The sequence below is a fragment of the Sphingopyxis sp. Q841 genome (assembly GCF_052384365.1).
In the GTDB taxonomy this organism is placed as follows: Bacteria; Pseudomonadota; Alphaproteobacteria; order Sphingomonadales; family Sphingomonadaceae; genus Sphingopyxis; species Sphingopyxis terrae_A.
The window spans coordinates 25,500-45,465 of record NZ_JBQSUM010000006.1 but is presented as its reverse complement, the minus strand read 5'-3'; the positions used below and the strand labels follow the sequence as shown (position 1 = coordinate 45,465).

The 19,966-nt window shown below is 62.0% G+C and carries 20 protein-coding genes; 11 read left to right on the top strand and 9 right to left on the bottom strand.

The features are described from left to right. Positions 1-2: 2 nt before the first annotated feature. Complete coding sequence (locus ACT17R_RS17160; protein ID WP_444809943.1) at positions 3-1,220, bottom strand: NAD(P)/FAD-dependent oxidoreductase; 1,218 nt, start codon at positions 1,218-1,220, stop codon at positions 3-5. 182 nt (positions 1,221-1,402) lie between these two features. Between ACT17R_RS17160 and ACT17R_RS17155 the strand changes: the two genes are divergently transcribed. The 5 genes from ACT17R_RS17155 to ACT17R_RS17135 are packed head-to-tail and all read left to right on the top strand — an operon-like array spanning position 1,403 to position 5,535. Further along, positions 1,403-2,689 (top strand): MFS transporter, encoded by a 1,287-nt coding sequence (locus ACT17R_RS17155; RefSeq protein ID WP_444809927.1) that lies wholly within the window; start codon positions 1,403-1,405, stop codon positions 2,687-2,689. Then, positions 2,686-3,678, top strand: coding sequence for an NADPH:quinone oxidoreductase family protein (locus ACT17R_RS17150; protein ID WP_444809926.1), 993 nt, complete (start codon positions 2,686-2,688; stop codon positions 3,676-3,678). The genes ACT17R_RS17155 and ACT17R_RS17150 overlap by 4 nt, the downstream gene beginning before the upstream one ends. Before the next feature lie 4 nt (positions 3,679-3,682). Continuing rightward, positions 3,683-4,165 carry a MaoC family dehydratase gene (locus ACT17R_RS17145; RefSeq protein WP_444809925.1) on the top strand — a complete coding sequence of 161 codons (483 nt, stop codon included), beginning with the start codon at positions 3,683-3,685 and terminating at the stop codon, positions 4,163-4,165. Beyond that, positions 4,149-5,174, top strand: coding sequence for a phosphotransferase family protein (locus ACT17R_RS17140; protein WP_444809924.1), 1,026 nt, complete (start codon positions 4,149-4,151; stop codon positions 5,172-5,174). Before ACT17R_RS17145 ends, ACT17R_RS17140 begins: the two co-directional genes overlap by 17 nt. 58 nt (positions 5,175-5,232) lie before the next feature. Next, positions 5,233-5,535 (top strand): DUF6285 domain-containing protein, encoded by a 303-nt coding sequence (locus ACT17R_RS17135; RefSeq protein ID WP_444809923.1) that lies wholly within the window; start codon positions 5,233-5,235, stop codon positions 5,533-5,535. On the opposite strand, the gene ACT17R_RS17130 is transcribed toward ACT17R_RS17135, so the two are convergent. Further along, entirely contained in the window at positions 5,532-6,257 is a 726-nt protein-coding gene (locus tag ACT17R_RS17130) for a TetR/AcrR family transcriptional regulator (RefSeq protein ID WP_444809922.1), read from the bottom strand. The genes ACT17R_RS17135 and ACT17R_RS17130 overlap by 4 nt on opposite strands. Positions 6,258-6,475: 218 nt before the next feature. Between ACT17R_RS17130 and ACT17R_RS17125 the strand changes: the two genes are divergently transcribed. The 4 genes from ACT17R_RS17125 to ACT17R_RS17110 all read left to right on the top strand — a co-directional run bounded on the left by ACT17R_RS17125 (position 6,476) and on the right by ACT17R_RS17110 (position 10,317). Continuing rightward, positions 6,476-7,714, top strand: a complete 1,239-nt coding sequence (locus ACT17R_RS17125) for a Rieske 2Fe-2S domain-containing protein (RefSeq protein ID WP_444809921.1) — start codon at positions 6,476-6,478, stop codon at positions 7,712-7,714. 5 nt (positions 7,715-7,719) lie between these two features. Beyond that, positions 7,720-8,061, top strand: a complete 342-nt coding sequence (locus tag ACT17R_RS17120) for a non-heme iron oxygenase ferredoxin subunit (protein ID WP_444809920.1) — start codon at positions 7,720-7,722, stop codon at positions 8,059-8,061. 102 nt (positions 8,062-8,163) lie between these two features. Next, positions 8,164-9,459, top strand: coding sequence for an acyl-CoA dehydrogenase family protein (locus ACT17R_RS17115; protein ID WP_444809919.1), 1,296 nt, complete (start codon positions 8,164-8,166; stop codon positions 9,457-9,459). Between the two features lie 54 nt (positions 9,460-9,513). After that, a complete protein-coding gene (locus ACT17R_RS17110; protein ID WP_444809918.1) occupies positions 9,514-10,317 on the top strand; it encodes an enoyl-CoA hydratase-related protein in 804 nt (267 codons plus the stop codon). Positions 10,318-10,476: 159 nt separating this feature from the next. Here ACT17R_RS17110 and ACT17R_RS17105 read toward each other — a convergent pair whose 3' ends face one another. From ACT17R_RS17105 to ACT17R_RS17095, 3 genes are all read right to left on the bottom strand, one after another. Continuing rightward, entirely contained in the window at positions 10,477-10,617 is a 141-nt protein-coding gene (locus ACT17R_RS17105; protein ID WP_444809917.1) for a hypothetical protein, read from the bottom strand. 135 nt (positions 10,618-10,752) lie between these two features. Beyond that, positions 10,753-11,232, bottom strand: coding sequence for a hypothetical protein (locus tag ACT17R_RS17100; protein WP_444809916.1), 480 nt, complete (start codon positions 11,230-11,232; stop codon positions 10,753-10,755). Between the two features lie 112 nt (positions 11,233-11,344). Further along, positions 11,345-11,848 (bottom strand): hypothetical protein, encoded by a 504-nt coding sequence (locus ACT17R_RS17095; protein ID WP_444809915.1) that lies wholly within the window; start codon positions 11,846-11,848, stop codon positions 11,345-11,347. A 40-nt stretch (positions 11,849-11,888) separates the two neighbouring features. Here ACT17R_RS17095 and ACT17R_RS17090 point away from each other — a divergent pair, with 40 nt between their 5' ends. After that, positions 11,889-12,242, top strand: coding sequence for a hypothetical protein (locus ACT17R_RS17090; RefSeq protein WP_444809914.1), 354 nt, complete (start codon positions 11,889-11,891; stop codon positions 12,240-12,242). Positions 12,243-12,263: 21 nt separating this feature from the next. Here ACT17R_RS17090 and ACT17R_RS17085 read toward each other — a convergent pair whose 3' ends face one another. Together ACT17R_RS17085 and ACT17R_RS17080 are read right to left on the bottom strand one after the other, a co-directional pair. Then, positions 12,264-14,270: a UvrD-helicase domain-containing protein gene (locus ACT17R_RS17085; RefSeq protein ID WP_444809913.1), complete on the bottom strand. Its 2,007-nt coding sequence runs from the start codon at positions 14,268-14,270 to the stop codon at positions 12,264-12,266. Between the two features lie 6 nt (positions 14,271-14,276). Next, positions 14,277-16,199 carry an ATP-dependent nuclease gene (locus tag ACT17R_RS17080; RefSeq protein WP_444809912.1) on the bottom strand — a complete coding sequence of 641 codons (1,923 nt, stop codon included), beginning with the start codon at positions 16,197-16,199 and terminating at the stop codon, positions 14,277-14,279. Positions 16,200-16,632: 433 nt separating this feature from the next. Here ACT17R_RS17080 and ACT17R_RS17075 point away from each other — a divergent pair, with 433 nt between their 5' ends. Further along, positions 16,633-18,171 (top strand): LA2681 family HEPN domain-containing protein, encoded by a 1,539-nt coding sequence (locus ACT17R_RS17075; RefSeq protein WP_444809911.1) that lies wholly within the window; start codon positions 16,633-16,635, stop codon positions 18,169-18,171. Positions 18,172-18,606: 435 nt separating this feature from the next. Here ACT17R_RS17075 and ACT17R_RS17070 read toward each other — a convergent pair whose 3' ends face one another. Both ACT17R_RS17070 and ACT17R_RS17065 read right to left on the bottom strand, forming a co-directional pair. After that, positions 18,607-19,218, bottom strand: a complete 612-nt coding sequence (locus tag ACT17R_RS17070; RefSeq protein ID WP_444809910.1) for a DUF3800 domain-containing protein — start codon at positions 19,216-19,218, stop codon at positions 18,607-18,609. Then, complete coding sequence (locus ACT17R_RS17065; protein WP_444809909.1) at positions 19,219-19,722, bottom strand: helix-turn-helix domain-containing protein; 504 nt, start codon at positions 19,720-19,722, stop codon at positions 19,219-19,221. Positions 19,723-19,966: the final 244 nt, after the last annotated feature.

The following is a 19,966-nucleotide window of genomic DNA, read 5'->3' as shown; positions in this document are numbered from 1 at the left end:
AATCAGGTGTTGGCGGCAGGAAGCGCCGACGGCGCAGCCTTGAGGATCTGCGCCAGGTCGCCCGCTGCTGCCTCGATCATGGCGGCGTCGATCCGGAGGTGTCGCTGAAGCGCTCGCCGGATCACCTGAATGTCGCGCGGCCGATTGGCGGCGACGATACCGACGAGGCGGCCTTCGCGGAAATAGCACCAGCTTGCCTCGCCGCGCGATGCATCGCCGATCAGCATCGCGTCCGGCGAAGACACATCGCCGAGAATCTGCAAATTTATGTCATATTGGTCGGACCAGAACCATGGCGGCGACCGCTCGGGTCGCGGCAATCCCAGCATCGCCGCCGCGACCGCTTCGGCTTGCTCATTTGCATTTGCCCAGGACTCGGTGCGCACGAGGCCATGGTCGCGCTTCTCTTCGGCGACGTCTCCCGCCGCGAATATCCGGCGATCGCTCGTCCGTCCCTCGGCATCGACCACGATCCCGATCTCCACCGCAAGCTCGGCTTCCGCCGCAAGCTCCACGTTCGGGACCATGCCTACGCCAACCAGAACCATATCGGCCTCGATCGATTCCCCATCGTCCAGTTCGACGCGTTCGACGCAGTCGACCCCGGCAATCCGGCGGGCCTGCACACCGAGGCGTACATCAACGCCATGGTCGGTGTGAGCCTGCTGCAGGAAATTGGCAGGGCCCTCCGGTAATGCGCGGGCACACAGGCGGCTGCTGGTCTCGATCACGGTGACGGACAGGCCGGCCTTTCGCGCCGAGGCAGCTACTTCGAGGCCGATCCAGCCGCCGCCTACGACCACCAGTTTTTTGCCGGCAACCAGACGCGCGCCGATCGTTGCGGCGTCGGCCAGGGTCCGCAGGACGACAACGCCATCGAGAGTGATGCCGTCGATCGGCAACTCGCGTGGGCGACCGCCCGTGGCGAGAAGCAATCGATCATATGCAATCCGGGCGCCGCCTGGGGTATGAAGCATTGTCTGGTTGCGATCGATGCGTGTCACCCGATCGATGATCCACACGATGTCCAGCGCGGCGAGCTCGGCCTCGGTGGCGAAATAGGTCTCGTCGGCCTTCATCGAGCCAAGGAGCAGGGCTTTCGACAGGGGCGGGCGCTCATAGGGTGGATGATCCTCATCGCCGATAAGCGTGATGCGTCCCGAATATCCATCGCGGCGAAGAGCCTTTGCGGTCATCCAGCTTGCCTGGCCGCCGCCCACGAGCACGACCGAGCTATTCGCGTCAGCTATCACATCGTCCTGATCGCTCACGATCCCTCACCCCTCGCCATAAATATACCATCTTGCTTTGATTGGTATCGTTAGACTATCCAAAAGGAAAATAAATGTCTACATCTGCCGGCGCGATTTGTGCCGGCGGCAGAACCGGGGAGGGAGATGGCATGTTCGAAAGCGGGCGCGCGCAGCACGAGGCATCAAATGGTGCGGCATATGGCGCCTTGGCCATGCTGACCCTCATCCTCATCGTCTGCAACATCGACCGGATGATCATTGCGATCCTGTTCGATTCCATCAAGGCGGAGTTCCGCCTTCAGGACTGGCAGCTGGGGATCCTGTCCGGCCTGGCATTCACACTGTTTTACGGTGTCGGCAGCCTGTTCATTGCCCGGGTCGCCGAAAGACGGGATCGCATTGCGATTCTCTCGGCATCCCTTGCCGTATGGAGCGCTCTGACCATGGCGTGCGGCCTGGCGACCTCTTATGTTCAGCTGCTTGTGCTGCGGATGGGCGTCGGCCTGTCCGAGTCCGGCTGCCAGCCCGCGTCCCATAGCCTTATCTCGGATCTGTTCGACGAGGACCGCCGACCATTTGCAACGGGGATTTACGCCGCCGGAGCCTTGGCGGGCGGATTGGTGGCACTTCCGCTGGGCGGTATCCTCGCACAGCATTACGGATGGCGGGGCGCGCTCCTCATCGTCGGCGCGCCAGGGCTGATCATCGCCGTACTGGTACGATTTGCCATGCGCGACCCGCGCCGTCGGCGCGGCGCAGCGCAGGCGGCCGCGACCAAGCCCGAACCAGCCGCGGCGGCATTCCGCACAATTTTCAGCGACCGCGCAATGCGGAACATCATCCTCGCCGGCGTGCTCTACGCCATGGCGAGCGCGGCATCACTCTCCTTCGGTCCGGCATTTCTGATGCGCAAGTTCGACATCAGTCCCGCCGAGGCCGGTATTTATTTCGGTCTGCTATCGGGAATCCCCGCCATCGTCACTAATGTCGTCGTGGGGTGGTTCGCCAGCCGACTCGCGCGCCGCGACCTTGCGTGGCTGCAATGGATCGCCGCTGCGGGGGCGCTTCTCGCAATCCCCGCGACAATTGTTTTCCTGCTCGCGCCATCGCTCGAAATCGCTCTGGCGGGTCTCGTCATCCAATCCTGCTTCTCGGTCTTCTGGCTCGGGCCGTCGATCGCGGCAATGCAGTCCGCAGCGGGCGCCGAGCGCCGCGCGACTGCCGCGGCTTGCTTTGTTGCGAGCTACACGGTGCTCGGTTTCGGACTTGGCCCCGTGGTCGCGGGCGCGATCAGTGACGTGCTCACGCTGCGGCTCGGAGGACAAGGGCTTGGCGGCGGACTCCTCGCGCTGCAGCCGCTGGCCGTCTGGGCGGCCGCGCATTTTCTTTTAGCGGCCAATGCCTTGCGCGCGCCGCGGGCTGAAGTGGAGAAATGATGCGAGCCTTGTTGAGCAAAGTGCCTGGAGGACCGGACTCTCTTGAAATCTCGGAGTTGCCGGATCCAGACTGCGGTCCGGGGGAGGTCGTCGTCGATGTGTACGCATGCGGCGTGAATTTTCCCGATCTTCTGATCATCGAAGATCGGTACCAGTTCCGGCCGCCCCGTCCCTTTGCACCCGGCGGCGAAGTGGCGGGAACGATCCGCCGCGTCGGCGAGGGCGTGGAAAAATTCGCTGTCGGCGACCGCGTCATTGCAGGGGTCGGATGGAACGGCATGGCCGATCAGGTGGCATGTGACGCCGCCAAATGCGTCGCGATGCCGGAGGCCATGTCCTTTGAGCACGGAGCCGCGTTCTTCGGCACCTACGGCACATCCTATCATGCGCTCAAGCAGCGCGCGAATTTGCAGCCGGGAGATCATCTCTTGGTGCTCGGCGCTGCGGGAGGCGTGGGTAGCGCTGCCGTCGAACTGGGACGCGCCATGGGCGCCGACGTGGTCGCCGCGGTATCGACCCCGGAAAAAGCGGATTTCGCATTGGCCCATGGCGCGCATCGCTCGCTTGTCTATCCGTCTGACACAATTGACACCAAAGCACTTGCGCGATTGTTCAAGGAAGCCGCACCAAGTGGCGGTTTCGATAAGGTCTATGACAGTGTGGGCGGCGCCTATGCCGAGGCCGCCTTCCGCTCGCTCGCTTGGCGCGGCCGCTTTCTTGTCGTCGGGTTTCCGGCGGGTATCCCGTCGCTTCCGTTAAATCTTGCCCTGCTTAAAGGCGCCGAGGCCGTGGGCGTCTTTTACGGCGCGTTCGTCGAAAAAGAGCCCGAGGCCTATCTCGAAAATGTCCGCGATCTCTTCGGCCTTTATGAGGCGGGCCGCATATGTCCCGCCATATCTCATGTCGCGGCGCTCGAAGAGGCTGGCTCGGCGCTGAAACTCCTCGGCTCGAGACAGGCCCGGGGCAAGATCGTCATCAAGTTGCGCTAACGTCATGCCCCAAGCTACTAAAATACCGAAGCAAATCTCGCTTTCGACAATCCGCGATCATGTCGGCTGCGAACTCGGCGTCTCGGGCTGGATAGACGTCGATCAGCCTATGATCGACCTGTTCGCCGATCTCACCGGCGACCGGCAATGGGTGCATGTGGATGTGGCTCGGGCCCAAAAGGCGCTCGGACACACCATCGCCCATGGCTATCTGACCCTGTCTCTTCTGCCGGCCTTTACAGCCGAGATATTCGAGCTCACCGGTGTCGGCCACGGATTGAACTACGGTCTCGACAAGGTGCGCTTTCTGGCCGTCGTGCCGGCAGGGGCTCGCTTGCGGGGACGGCAAACACTGACGGGAGCCGAGGCCAAAGGGGATGGCATTCTTCTCTCGCTTCGGACCATCATCGAGATCGAGGGTGGCGATAAGCCGGCCGCCATATCGGACTCGCTCGTCCTTGTGTTCCCGGATGGCGCTGATGCTTGAGCCTTCCCCTCCGTTAGACGGCCTTGAGGCCGGACTGGACCGGACCCTGCGCCGCTGCGGCCTTGGGAGGATCGTCCCGGAAAGCCTGGTAAGACTGACAGCGGGGGCCAGTCAGGAAACCTGGGCCTTTGACGCCAAAGGCAACCACCAGCAGATTCCGTTGATCCTGCGCCGGCTGCCCGCGGGCGCGTCGCCGCTTGACGCAGCAATCGGGCCCGAACTCGAAGCCATCGTAATCAGGGCCGCGGATGCCGCTGGCGTGGCGGTCCCTTCGGTCCGGCACGTCCTCGAGCCAATCGACGAACTTGGACGCGGGTTTATCTGCGACCGGGTCGAAGGTGAGACGTTACCGAGAAAAATTCTCCGGGATGCGAGGTTCGACGCGATCCGTCCGCGCATGGCGGCCGAATGTGGAACGATCCTCGCCCATATTCACGGCGTGCGCCTGGACTCGCTTCGGGAGCTCCCTGAAGTCGGCCCGCGTGAAAAGCTGACACGTCTCGCGTCGCTTTATCGGCGACTGGGGATGCGCCGGCCCGTCTTTGAAGCGGCGTTTCGGTGGCTGGAAGATCGCTTGCCGGATCCCGGGCCTGTGACGCTGGTCCATGGCGACTTTCGAAACGGCAATCTCATCGTCGGGCCCGAGGGCGTACGCGCCGTGCTCGATTGGGAGGTCGCGCACCTCGGGGACCCGGCCGAGGATCTGGGATGGATCATGGTGAACAGCTGGCGCTTCGGCAACCGGGACAAGAAGGTTGGCGGATTTGGCGACCTGTCCGAACTCCGCTCGGCATATGAACAAGCTGGCGGCAGAGCAATATCGGAGCGCCATATTGCATTCTGGCGGACGCTCGGTTCCCTGAACTGGGGGATAGGCTGCCTCGAAATGGCGTTGCCGCCGAGTACCGAACAAGCTGCAACCATCGAGCGCTGCATGATCGGCCGCCGGTCGTCAGAGACTGAAATCGATATTCTGGACGAGATCCTTTCCGATGAAACATCACGATAATTATCCGGATGCCAGCGAAATCCTGGCAGCAGCCGCGCGCTTTTTGCGGAATGAGCTCATGCCGAAGCTCGCGGGGGGTGATGCGTTCAACGTGCGCGTAACGGCGAACGCCCTTGATCTGGTCCGCCGCGAAATTGCGCTTCGAGCGGACGCCGAAGAAAAGGAGCGGACCCTGCTGGTCGCCGCTCTGAAGCGTGAAGGCGATATATATTCGCTGCGCGACGAGCTTTGCGATTTGGTGGCGTCGGGGCCGACGGCTCTCGCCGATCCGCTCGTCCGTTCGGCACTACGGGAAACGGTTCTCGATCGGCTCGCGATCGATCAGCCATCCTACTCGGGCTATGTCGCCGGCAGGTCTTAATAAGGCTCGAGATTCGGCTCCTTGCGGAAAAACAGCCCGAGACATGTTTTGGCATGCGTTTCGACGAAGGATGGATCGAAAGGCGAGCGCCCCAATATTTTCTCGACCTCGGCAGACAGCATGAAGACGCGTGTCACCATTCCGATGAAAAGATAATAGAGATATTTCGGTTCGCCCTCGACGAAATGCCCCGACTTCTGCGCGCCTTCGATCATCGTCTCGACCGTCGAGAAGCCGCGGTCGAGCTGTGTCTCGTAAAGCCAATCAAGCTGCGGGTTCGGCGTGGAGGCCACATGACCCATGATCCATGCGAACTCCGGGCAATCAGCAGAATAGTGCACGAAGTCTTCGAGATAGAGGTAGAGCTTGATCGCCGCCCCAACACCGCGCAGGCCTTCCAGCCGGGCCTGCAGACGCTCGAACCTTTCGTGGGAATAATATCTGAGCGTCTCCTGCCAAAGACCCTCCTTGCCCCCGAAATGATAGGTGACCAGCGTGTGCTGCACGCCTGCTGCGGCGGCAATCGACCGCGTGGCTGCGCCATCGAAACCCTTGGCCGCAAACTCGCTGCCCGCGGCCCGGATGATCCGCTCGCGCGTTTCGACGGCGCGCTTTTGCTCGCGGCGCTTTCGCGGGGCCTTTGTTGCCTCCAATGATGCTTCTGCGCCAGTCAAGCGATTTTCCTCGTTTCGTATCAGCGTTTGCGCGTGGATACGGGACACACCAAACTAGGGCAGAAACGACAAAGCGGTCAAGTTGACAAACCGGGAGAGGAAACGCGCTTGGGCTGACATCCAATTTCGGAACGGATTTTTTTATAGTCCACTGTGATAGAGTCGACTTGTTTTATTGACCTAAAGGAAAAATTTTATAAAGGTTGATCGACTGGCGAAGACGCCGGGCCGCGCGCAGGTGGCGGCAAAGGGAGAGAGGGAGTGGCATGCTGAGCGATGAACAGAATGAACTGATGTGCCGCGTCGAGGGCGATGCCCCGATGGGGCAGATGATCCGTCAGCATTTTTGGCTTCCCGCATGCCGCTTGGCGCGCATCGAGGCCGACGGCGCGCCCGTCCGCGTCCGTCTCCTTGGGGAAGATTTTGTCGCCTGGCGAGCAACCGATGGACGCGTTGCCTTCTTTGACGAGGGGTGCCCGCATCGAGGCGTGAGCTTGGCGCTCGGCGTGAACAAGGATTGCTCGCTCACATGCATTTTCCATGGCTGGCGATTCGGGGTAGACGGCAAGGTTCTCGAAGTGCCCACCGAGGGTGAGAATAGCGACGCCTTCGCGCAGACCGTGCCGCTCAAGCATTATCCTGTACGCGAAGCAGCCGGAATTCTCTGGGTCTGGCTCGGCAGCGGCGTTGAACCCGCTTTCTGGAACCTGCCGTTCATGGATCTGCCGGCGGACCGATATTATGTCCAGTGCCAGCCCCTCGATGCCAATTGGGTTCAGGGCGTCGAAGGTACAATCGATTCATCGCACGTGGGCGTTCTCCACCAGAGCTGGATGGTACAGGACTGGGCCAAGGGCATGTCGTCCACGCAAAAGTCGACGGCCGTCGAATATGAATTCGAAGACCGACCCTATGGCTACACCGCGTCGGCTACCCGCCACATCGGCGATGACCAGAAATATGTACGTGTGACCGAGTTCATATTGCCCTGGTTTGGCATGATCCCGCCGGAAAATCCGCCTTACGGCGACCGCACGGCAATCTTCGCGGTGCCCACCGACGATACGCACATGATGCAGTTTTTCGTGCGGTTCAATCCTTACACCAGCGCCGGTCTCGATGGCGCGACCAAGCCTGACAGCAACCCTGATGCATTTGCACCGATCGGAACGGCAGAAGATCATTGGGGGCAGGATCGCGCACTGATGAAAGAGGGGCATTGGACCGGCTTCAGGCATCTCGTCGCCGAAGATTTTGCAACCCAGGTCAGTCAAGGCGCGCTCGTCGACCGGAAGAAGGAATATCTCTCCTCGAGCGACCAGTTCGTCATTCGTGTACGCCGGGGTCTGCTACGCGCGGTGCGCGAGTTTATCGATGGCGGTCGGCCGCGATGTGCTCCAGGGGGCGATGTCGATTTCTCGGAAATCATGCCGCGTGCCGCTACCATCGGCGCGGACGAGTCCTGGCGGGAGATCGCGGCACCCGAACCGCTGCAACAGGCGTGAGCAAGATGGGCACGGATGTAATGACTAATTGGCATAAGCTCGTCGAAGCCGAGAAGGTTGTCGACGGACGTCCATATTCCGCAACGATCGGAAATCTGAAGATCGGGGTTTTCGAGGTCGACGGCGACTATTACGCGATCGGAAACGTCTGCACCCACGCCTTCGCGCTGCTGACCAATGGTTTTCAAGAAGGATGTCTGGTCGAGTGCCCGCTCCATGCCGGCTTCTTCGACATCAAGACGGGTCGCGCCCAAGGCGGCATCGTCGACAAGGACGTCGACACCTTTTCCGTGAAGAAAGAGGACGGGTGGCTGTACATAGCCGTCGACGATGAGCGTGCCGGCTGATTTCTGACGACCGCCTTCCTAGCCACCCAATTTCAGGACTAATCACGCGGCCTCACGGCCATGTGGGGGCGATCTGGCGCATTCTCCAAAAGGATCTGGACGATGGATTTTGCCGTACCGGCCGATTTGCAGGCCTATCTGGACGAACTCGACGCCTTCATCGAAGCGGAGATCAAGCCGCTGGAGTTGGCGGACGACAATATCCGTTTCTTCGACCATCGCCGCGAGCACGCGCGCACCGACTGGGACAATCAGGGCCTGCCGCGCCACGAATGGGAGCAGCTGCTGAAGGCCGCGACGCGCAAAGCCGATGCGGCAGGCCACTGGCGCTTTTCGGCGCCCAAGAAATACGGCGGCAAGGACGGCAGCAACCTTTGGATGGCGGTGATCCGCGAGCATTTCGCGGCCAAGGGCCTCGGCCTCCACAACGACCTTCAGAACGAGCATAGCATCGTCGGCAATTTCCCCTTCGTCGAGATGTTCGAACAATTCGCGACGAGCGACGAGCAGAAGCAGGAATTCATCCTCGGCGGCTTCGAGGGCAAGCGCCGCACCGCCTTCGGCCTGACCGAACCCGACCATGGCAGCGACGCGACGCATATGGAAACGCGTGGCGTTCGCGAGACCCGCGACGGGGTCGAAGGCTGGCTAATCAACGGCCGCAAGATGTGGATCACCGGCATGCATGTCGCGACGCATTGCGCGACCTTCTGCCGGACCGACGGCAAGGACGGCGATGCGAAGGGCATTACCTGCCTGCTCGTGCCGACGGGCACCGAGGGCATGACGGTCGACGAATATATGTGGACCTTCAACATGCCGACCGACCATCCGCGCATGACCTTCACCGATGTGTGGGTGCCCGACAGCGCGCGGCTCGGGCCCGTCGGCGGCGGGCTGTCGATCGCGCAGAGCTTCGTCCACCAGAACCGCATCCGCCAGGCGGCAAGCTCGCTGGGCGCCGCGGTCTTCTGCATCGAGGAAAGCGTGCGTTACGCGCGCGAGCGCAAGCCGTTCGGCGAGGCGCTGGCGAGGAATCAGGCGATCCAGTTCCCGCTGGTCGAACTGGCGACGCAGGCCGAAATGCTGCGCCTGCTGATCCGCAAGACCGCGTGGGAGATGGACAATATGCCGCACAAGGAGGTCGAGCATCGACTGTCTGACCGTGTGAGCATGTGCAATTACTGGGCGAATCGCCTCTGCTGCGAAGCCGCCGACCGGGCGATGCAGGTGCATGGCGGCATCGGCTATTCGCGGCACAAGCCGTTCGAGCATATCTATCGCCACCACCGTCGCTATCGCATCACCGAGGGTGCTGAGGAAATCCAGATGCGCAAGGTCGGCGCCTACCTGTTCGGCTATCTTGGCCCACGCCGCGAGACGTTGGGGAAGATCTGAAGCAATTTTTGGAGCGGCGAACGCTGAGTTTCGCTACTTGAGTAAGGACTTTTGATGGACGCCGAAACCGCCGCAGCAGTGCTCACGGAGCGCCGCGGTCACATCCTGATTGTCACCATCAATCGGGCAGACGCCCGTAATGCCGTAAATGCCGCTATTCATGTCGGCCTCGGTACAGCGTTGAAAGAGGCGGACGAAGATCCGGAAATTCGTGCCGTCATCTTGACGGGGGCGGGCGATCGGAGTTTTTGCGCTGGTGCCGACTTGGTCGCAATTTCTCGCGGGGAGCCAATCGAGCCGGGTGATGACGAAAGAAGAGCGTGGGGTTTCGGGGGAATGGCCTCTCACCCGATTTCGAAGCCCAACATCGCAGCCGTCAATGGCTATGCCTTTGGCGGAGGTTTCGAGCTAGTCCTCGCGTCCGACCTGGTTGTAGCTGCCGAGCATGCGAAGTTCGGTCTGCCCGAAGTTAAAGTCGGTCTGTTCGCTGCCGCAGGCGGAGCGTTCCGGATCATCGAGCAGCTTCCCCGCAAAATTGCTCTGGAACTTCTTCTGACAGGCGAGCCGTTTGATGCGGAGACCGCTCAGCGCTTCGGTTTCGCGAACGCGGTCGTGCCATCTACCAAGCTTTTGGCCACAGCAATTGATTTGGCCGAACGGATATGCCGCAATGCACCACTCTCTGTTCAGGTTTCGAAGCGCGTGGCCTATGGTATTTTTGCTGGCTCGATTGCAGGCGAAGAGCCGAAGTGGAGTGTAAACTCGGCAGAGCTTGGATTGCTGTTGCAGAGCGAAGACGCGCACGAAGGTCCGCGAGCATTTGCCGAAAAGCGTGACCCGATTTGGAGATGCCTTTGAGTCTCGATTGACACCGTGGGATATAGAATCTGGCTCAACGAGCGGCTCCGCGGTGCGATACATTTGCCCGCGATCGATGGAAAGTTTGGACACAGGTAGCGACCGCTTGGCGCCTCTTGTCGGCCGTTCCGGTGCTGATTAAGCCGTGCCCGAAAGCGGTCATTTGATCGCAACAAGGTTATGCCCCGGCCCGATCAATCCGATCGGATCCCTTTCCTGGTCCTGGCAAATATCAAATCGATGATACTTGACCGCAAGGTCGTCGCGGCAGGAATGGGTGATCGCTTCGTCGAAATTCATCTCATCTCACAATCCGATGTCGGGCGACCGACCTAGCGCGCCGGCGGCCCGCGCTCAATCTTGGACCGACTGCTGCAACGGGGCGCCGCACGCCAGCGATCGCCGCCGCCTTCGACCTGTCGGCCTCTCCCGCGACTACATTCGAATAAACGCGTCGCCGCCCTTTTCGACATGCCGGTGGTTGAGCAGCAGCGTCGTGATGTAGCAGCTGAGGCCGTAGGACGTCTTGTGACTGTGATAGGGGAAAGGCTCATAGACATAATGGGCTTCAGTCGATCTCACGGCCATGACCGCGGCGAGCGCCGACACTTCCTTCGCGACGAGGGGCTCCTCGAACGTGACCGGCAAGCGGGCATGCGCAAAGCAGTTCCGGATCCGGCGAATACGTTGCATATCGTCCGCCACGCGCTCCGCGATCAGCCCGAAGGCCTGCGCGATCAGGATCTTCGAGTTGAAATCGGACAGCGGTCCCCGATTCTCGAAGAGGCGCTGCTTGAGCGTTCTAGCGTTGCTTTGAACGGCCGCAACCAGGAGATGCTCCAGCGCCGATTCAACAAGGGACGCCCCAACGATCGCGGCCGTCCGGTCATCCTGCGTTTGAAGGCCGAGCAGCATGGTTTCAACTTCCGCAGGGTCCGGATTGCGGACCGAGAGGCTGTGCAGCGTTTCCTTGGCCAGTGGCTCGTCCTCTCGTCGTCCGTTTGGAACTTTGAATCCAGAATGCCGGTCAGGGCAGCTGATCGCGCAGCCATGTTGTCAGCCCGGCGTCGATCTGCGCGTCGACATAGACATCGCAGCGCTCGACATGGCCAGCCGTCATGTCGATCACGAGGTGAAGTCCGGCGGCATAGCCGTAGGATCCCGCTTGCTCGGTCATCCCCTCGAGTTTCCAGATGTCGCCCTCATAATCGTCGTTGCTCGATTTCTTGACCTCGACGACGAGCAGATTCTCGCGCTTGCCGACACGGTGGATCAAAAGGTCGGGTACGATCGCGCCTTCGCGCTCGAGCTCCTCGTCGGTCAGCCCGTAGCGCAGGCGCTTGACCATATTCTCGCGCCGATTCCATTCGATGCTTATCGACCAGCCCGGGAACTTGCCTTCGAGCAAGACCGCAAGCCGGCCGACAAGTGCGCGCTCCGCGGGGTCGGCATAAGCAAGATCCTCGTCCAGCAGCAGTTCGACGACCGCTTTGGCGAAGATGGCAAGCGCCGCTTGTGGATCGGCGATCATCCCATACATGTAGCATCAAATCATCGCAGCGGAAGGATCTATGGTGCGGATCGAACAGGGAGAAGTGCAGGACTATGCTGTCTATCTGAAGGACAAGTCGCGCCCGCCGAGCCGCGGTGGAAACAGCCGCGCATGGCATCAGCATGTCCTGAAAATCGACGGCGAGACCTATTCCTTCCTCGCTCCATGGTCCGGAAAATTCGTGTACAAGGGCGAGACCGCAAGCTTCGACTGGGATTGGGACGCCACCCAAAGCTATCGCAACATTGAGGTTCTTACCGTCGTCGCATCGGCGCGCGACGGGACCGAAAAGCGGCGCGGCGAGCGCGGACAGAAGACCTGGCGCACCGCGAACACCCGGCCTCCCGGGCGGCGCAGCGAGTGCAAAGACTGACCTAGCGCCCCGGTCTGCAAGTCAGGCGAGGGATTCTTCGGGCATCGGGGGCGGGGACACGAGGTCGATAATATTCCAGCCCTGCTGTTCGGCGGCGAGCAAAACCGGCGCTGGCATCGCTGCCTTGCGAACGGCAAGCCCAAGAAGCTCGCGCGGACGGGTTATCGCGACGAAGATGTTCGTCGCGGCGGTCAACTCGACCCCGGCAAAATTCCTGTTCGCGACGCCAAAGGCATGGGGAAGGACCGTTGCCAGATCCATGCACCTGTCCTTCGCGGCAACGCCCTTCCAGACCTCGCTTTCGACGACGAGAATGCCGTCAACGCTCTTGCCCTTCACCGAATGGATCGAACCCAAGCGGATGGTTGCGTGGTCGCTTCTGAAATACTTTGTCGAGCCGCGCTCGGGATCGAGCGTATCGGCCTCCTGCTCTGCGACAAACTGGCAAAAATCCGCGATGTCGGTCGCGGTCCCGAGTGGCGGCGGATCAAAAAGCGGCCGCAGCGCGCCCAGGAAATCGATCCAGCTTTCCTTGTTCCATACCGCGTCGCCGGCAAGCACATGGTCGCGGAGCAGGCGCCTGACCTTGCGCGGCATCGCGAGATCGCAATGAGCGAGGGCGGCCCATATATTATGCGTGTTGATCGGCCGATCATTCGGCGCTCTCATTCGATAGTGTCGCGCCAGGCCGCCGATGCCCGTCGCCAGCATGTCGGCCACTTCGACCGGTGGACGGCCTGCCGCATGATGCAGTGCAGCTTTCTGGAGCTGGCGGCAGAGCAAATTCGCCTTCCCGCGCGTGCCGCTCTCGGCGCGATAGGGGGGATGATAATCGACTAGGCTCTTGGGCAGCCAGCCGCCCTTCGCCTGTGCGGGCTGGCTGTGCCTCGAAGCCACTGCCCAGAGGTCGCGATCGGGACAATCATCGCCCCAATGAGCGCGCGCGGATGTCGCAAAGGCGGGGATGACGCGATCGATCGTCGTCTCGTCGAACAGATATAGGATGCGCGAGCCGGGGTGTGAGGCCTGGCCGACAATGACTTGCGCTTTGCGCGCTGTCAGCCGGCTCGCGAAACTGGCGATGTCGGCTCCGAAGCGCCGGCTCGTATCGAGCGGAATGCTGTCGGACGAAGGCGTCCAATAGGATGCGAACTCGGCGTCATCCTCATACAGGGTCTGGTTGCTGTCGCCGAGCCTCTGAAACGCCGTCTCATCCCGCTTGAACAAATATTCGAGCAATTTCAGCTGCTCGCCATGGGTGTCTTGGGCTTCGTCGAGGATCACCAGCGGGAAGCGCGCGCGAATGCGATCGGCGAGGCCTTCGCTGGTCCGCAGCGCGCGCCAGGCGAGCGCGGTCATATCCGCATAACGGTAGAACCCGCTGCGAACCATGCTTGCCTTCAGTCGCGCGAGCGCGGCCCCGATTTTCGTGTCGGCGCCATGCTGGCGCTTGCGGCGAAGGACCGCGAGACTCGCGGGCGTGGGGCCGCCGTCCGCAAAGGCGGGGTCGAGGTTGAGCCCCGTGATCCACTGCTCCAGCAGGGTCTTGCTTCCGTGCTGAGCCTTGTTCGCGAACCAGTTGAGGATATCGTAGGACGGGTAACGCCGCAGCGCTTCCGCAGCAAATGCATCATCGTCGATCTGGCGGACCGACCAGCCAAGCCCGCGAAGATAGGGCAAGGCGATGAACTGGTTGACGAACGCGGTCACCGTGCCGGTGAAATGAGGATAACTCATGAGGCGCGCTGCGGCGGGATGGCGGGCGACCAGATCCTCGACTTCGGTGCGTGCGGCATTGGTATGCGAGATCACGCATACGCCGTGGCGCCGGCTCGACCAGTTTCGCGAGAGCAGGGCGAGCTTCGCGGCGAGCAGCGTCGTCTTGCCATTGCCGGGCGCCGCCTGAACATCACACGCGCCGACGTGCGCGAGAAATTCGGATTGGCTCCTTTCGCTGAAATCACAGCCGCCAATCTCGGCGCCGAGCGCGTCGAGAAGGGCAGGCGTGACGGGCAATATCTCAAACATCGGCTATTATGCCGGTCTAGCGGCGGCCGGATCGATGGTCTCCGGCTCCGCTTTAACGGCGGCCTGATAGCCCCCCGTGACATAGTCGATCGCACGCACGAGATAGGGCGGCAGGATCTTGCGCATCGCATCCGCGGTTTCGGTCCGTTTGCGCAACAGAGCTGCGAGCTGCTCGGCGGCTTCGGCCTTCGATGCCTCCTTGTTGAGGAGCGGCTCATAGATACGGACGGCGATCTCCGTGGCCGAAAGTCCGGCCTTTTGCCACCCGCCATAGGTCTCGCTCGCCCGCTCGCGTATCTTCGCCAGCCAGTCGGGATTGCGGCTCGTGGTTTTGGCAAGCTGGATCGCCTGATGGACATTCTCGGCGATTCCGGGCGCGCGTGCGAGATCATATTCGAGGGTCCAATGATCGGCGATGAAGGCCTCGACGGGGTCGCCGACATCGCGCCGCAGCGTTTGCACATGTGCGGCAATGTCCTCCACCGACCATTCATCCTCGGTCCTACGTTTTCCGACGAGGTGCTTCGCCTCCGAAGGCGGAATATCGCGATCGGGGACAAGCGCGACCGGGATGCTCATCGCCGGGCCGCTGCTGCGCTGAAGGATGCGGCTGTAGCGAAACAGGCCCCGGTGGCCGACGTTGATCGTCGACACCCCATGGCGGCTGAGCGGCCGTCCGATCTTCTCGGCGAGAGCCGGCAGGAGAAGATGCTCGCCATCGCCTTCGACCATGATCAGCCCGCGGGCAAAAAAGAGATTGGCCTTCGTCGCGTCGAGAAAGCGGCGCAGGAATTCATAATCTCCCGCCTCAAGCTTCGTCTGCGCTTGGGCGAGCGGATAGGCGCGATGGCCCACGACCATCGTCATCGTTTCGAGCTCGGCGCCTGCAGCGAGCTGCGGGCTGTGCGTCGTGAGCAGGATCTGCACCTGCTGCTGACCATTTTCCTGTTCGGGATCAGCTTTTGCCGCGCGCGCGGCCAGCACCTCCATGAACAGCGTTTGGTGTTGCGGATGAAGGTGCGCCTCTGGCTCTTCGATCAACAGGAAGGGCACTTGGTCGGGATGCGACTGAAGCAGCAGCAGTTCAGCGGCCATGAAAAGGAGATTATTATACCCGAGGCCGCGTTGAACGCGCTCGGTTCCCTTCCTGGCGTTGAGGTAGAGCTCGAAGCGCTCGAGGATCTGATCGAACGAACCGCCCGAACCTAGATCGAGGGTCGCCATCAGCGGATCGTCGGCGAACGACAATTTCCCCAGAAAGTCGCTGTTGACGCTCAATTCGACCCCACCGATGGCCGGGTTTTGCCGGACAGCCTTGTCGGCTGCAAACAGCGTGTCGTGCAATGTCGGCGCAGCCCCCGGCGGTGCACTCTTATTCTCCGCCCCCATCGCCGGCATGGCACCGAGAATGCGGGACAGGCGGGACCGGCGGCCAGCGCGCAATTCGCGTTCGGCATCGCGCAGCGGCTTGAGATAGGTCGCCTTGAGATATTCGCGAAGTTCGCCATCGAGCGGCAGGCCCTCGCCGTCCACGCCCGAGCGGTGCTGGCTTGTCACGACGCTGCCTCCGCCGGCCGACGCGCGCAAAGCGCCGCGCATGCAGACATGAAGCCGAAGCGTTCCATTCTCGTTGGTACACCATTCGAGAAAACGGGACTCTTCGTCCGGCGTCAGTCCATCGAAGGAGCAGCGGATGAGAAACTCGGTGGTCCGGGTTCCGTCGTCAGCCACATGGAAGTCATGCAGATCGGCGCGAATATAGTCGTCGCCGCGGGTCCAGAGCACATAGCGCGCGGCATCCACAATTGCGCTCTTGCCCGCGTCGTTCGGGCCAACCAATATGTTGAGACCCGGCGAAAGCGGCAGCTTTAGCGGAGCCGTCGCTGCAAAGCAGCGAAAGCCGCTCGCGAAGATCTCGGAAATATGCACAGCCCCTCCCTGGGTTCAGCAGCCTGAATTCATCAATAATGCCTTTATACCGTCTACGAGAGGTCAGCCACGTTTGGGAACTGACGATCGCGTGATTAATAGCCAAACTGGAAGTATGTTTAATTTGGCAGCCTGACCCCATGTCATGCAAGTGCAAGCGAGACAGGGGATGCTCGCGAGCGTCGTGTCATGATCGGACTTTGCCGACAACTACCGCATCGGCCGCGCCAATTTCGTCAAGAACGGCACGGCGCCCGATCTACACGATCCTGCCGAGAATCACTTGGGCCGGTCGTCGCGCGACGTCTGTTCTCCGGATTTGCGTTTGAGCTCAGGGGGCGTTCCCGGCCAGCCGACCTAGGGGGTCAAGGTCAATCCGCGCGATTTTCGCTGAGCGGATTTGTGGCTAGAGAGCGCTGGAGGGAGGAATGCGTTGACCGAAAACAGTCTGGATCCGCAGCTCGAGCAGCTCGCGGCGATGGTCGACGAGGCCGCCGATACGGGCGATGCCGCGCGCACCGATGCGGCGTTGGTCCTGTCGGAAGCGATCGGCGTGCGCACCGATCTCGGGGATGACAACCGGGCGCTGCTCCATTATTTCCGCGCCAACGCGTATAGCAATAAATTGCACGAAGCTGGTCAGACCGGCGGCTGGCAATGGGATATCCCCCATCTCGAAAGCATATTGCTCGAACTGCGCAGCGCCGTACGTCACGAGGGATTCGAGGCCATCGGCCGGTTCCGCCAGTGCCAGATCCTGACCAATCTCGGTAACAATCTGAGCTCGGTCGGCCGTCCCGTCGAAGCACTGGCGCATTGGGACCGCGCGATCGCGCTCATCCCGCACTTCGCCATGGCGCAGGCCAATCGCGCGCACGGACTCATCGCCTATAGCCAGTCGCTCTACGATCGCGGCCATTCCGGCCTGCTCATGCTTGCCGCCTACGACGGCTTTGTCGCCGCGTGCGACGAGAATGCCCTGTTCGACGCGCCCGAGAATCTCGCGCACACGCGCATGTTCGAGGGGACGGCGACCCAGATCGCCGAGCGCCTGTCGCTCCCGGCGGCGCGCGAGGATCTGGCGCGCGAATATTCGCTCGGCCGCTCGAAGCTCGAGCGCCGGTACCGGCGCTGGGCGCTCGACCATCGCCTGTTCCTCAACCCGCTCAACGATCTCGGCGCCTATACGATCGCGGCCAATGACGTGCTGCACCTGCCATCTCTCAGGGTGTCGATCGACGAGGGCGGGCCCGGCCCGCCGACCGCTTTTGGCTTCTTCAACCAGCTCAAGCAGGAATTTATTTCGGCGCGGCTGCTCTACTTCGAGGGACAGGATGCGATGCGGCCGCATTTCAGCGACCGCGATGCGCATCTGTTCGACCTGCTTAATCTTCCGGCCTATTCGCTCGGCGTCGAGAAGACGAAGATCGCGCTGCGCCTCGCTTACTCGCTGCTCGACAAGATCGCCTTCTTCATCAACGATTATTTCGCCGTCGGCCTGCCCGAAAAGGCCGTGAGCTTCCGCAGCGTCTGGTACGAACGCCGCGGCGATCCGAAGGCGCTCGCGGCGGTCTTCAGGGACCGCGAGAACTGGCCGCTGCGCGGCCTCTACTGGCTCTCGAAGGACATGTTCGAGCCGAGCTTCCAGGACGTCGCCGAGCCCGAGGCCGAAGGGCTTGCCCAGCTTCGCAACCATATCGAGCATAAATATTGCCAGGTTCATGAGGATCTCGGGCTCGGCTACAGCCGCTTCGCGCTCGCCGAAAACGACGGCCGGCTCGGCTATCGCATCGGCCGCGACATGCTCGAGGCCAAGTCGCTCCATATCCTCAAAAAGGCGCGCGCCGCGCTGATCTACCTGTCGCTCGCGGTCCACCGCGAAGAGCGGGTGCGCGCCAAGGCCTCTACGGGACTCATCATACCCGCCATACCGCTGATGCCCTATCGCGACATCGGGCGTCTCGACGGGTAGCCGGGCGGGGCGTTTCGGGCGCGGCCCGGGATGGGCGGCTACGGCGCGAAGCCCATGCCGGCGGGTGCGGGCTGTATCGGACAAGGATGCCCCGGCAGCGCAGTAACGGAGATTCGCGGTGTAGTGGCGCCGTACTGGCACCATACTAGCACCGCGGTACGATATGCTGCGCCTGGGGGATGAAGGGGGTCACCGGACGTTAATGTCCGGTGTATATAAGAAGGACCCATCCCCAACTACTGGACATGGCTGTCCGGTGCGTACTTGAACCGAACGGCCGTATCGACTACATAGGGATGGCAGGGAGACCTGTAAGGCGACTTGTCCCGACCGCGTGTTGGGCGGGCGCCGTGGCTACCCAGGGCTACATACCCTGGTTGCCGGCCACCATCTCCCGCACTACTTCTGAGCCGCCCTTCGGGGCGGCTCTTTCCTTTAAAGCACCGCGATTCCGAAGCGATCGCGCAGCCCCTGCGCATTGAGCTCCTCCGAGACGATCCATTTGCGCGCGTGCGCGACGACGTCGGCGAGCTGCAACAGCCGCGACGCCGCCGAATCGATCGTCACGACGCGATTGACGCCGCGAAAGCGGCCATCCTCGCGTTGCGCGCGCGCGATCTCGTTTGCGAACAGCGGATGGTCGTTGTGCTGGTTGACGTCGGTGACGATATCGACATTCGCGATCCGGTCGCGGCCAAGCTTCTTGCGAAAGCCTTTGAGCCCGATCTTCACCGTCTCGACGACGGCCTGCGCATAGAGAAGCGGCGCTTCGCCCGGCCGCGGCGCGAAGCGCTGGTTCTGCAGCAGCAGGCGATCCTGCGGCGCGGCCGCCTTCAGCCGCTGCAGCAGCCCCTGCAGATAGCCGTCGGCCAGATGGACGCCATGGATCTCGTTCGCGTTCGGCTCGAGCAGGTCGCTGAAGCATTTATCGAGCCGGCCCGCATCCTGCGCGAGCACGAATACGGCGCCTAGATGGAACGGCCCCATCCCCGCCGTGCCATGCTCGTCGATGAAGCACAGAATTTTCTTGTTGAGACGGATAGCCACTTAAACCTCTTCGGCCGCAGCCGTTTTGGGCCGGCGCAGGCGCAGGCCGGGCCGCGCCGCCGCGGCGCGTGCCGCCTGCGCGCGTTCCTTGCTCTCGCGAAAGTCGGGTTCGATCTCGCCGAGCTTCTCGACGAGCCCCGACAGATCATATTCGTTCGAGATCTTGCCGCGGTGCGCCGCGCGGCGCTCGATCCGCTTGACAAATCCCGCCTCTTCGAGCTCGGCGATATAGCGCTGCACCTGCCTATCGCTCAGCCCGAGCCGCTCGGCGAGGTCGGCCTTTTTGGGAAAGGGCTTGCGCCCCGCGTCCCACCAGAAATCGGCCAGCTGGATCAGCACGGCGAGCTGCGTCGGGTTGAGCCTGAGCCGCCGCTGCGCACGCAGCAGCAGCGACGGCAGGATGCAGAAGCCGAGCGCGATCACCTTCTTGCCCCATTTGTCGGCCGATGCGGTCTTGGCGGCGCTGGCGGCGGGTTTGGATTTGGTCTTGTCATTCACCATCATTCTCCTTACCGTCCCAGATGCGGTCGAAAACAGCGGCTGGCAAGAGCAGGCGACCGGACATACATGTCCGATAGGGACTGGTCAAGGATGACCGGTAGGTGGAGGCCTGAATGTCCGGACTTAATAAGGACGCAGGGAATCCGGATAATTGGGAAGCGGATTAACCGAGTAAGAGAAGGTACCGGACGCCGGTGTCCGGTCGGTAGGTTTAATTTTTCCGAATCGCCTTTCGTGTGCGACTCAA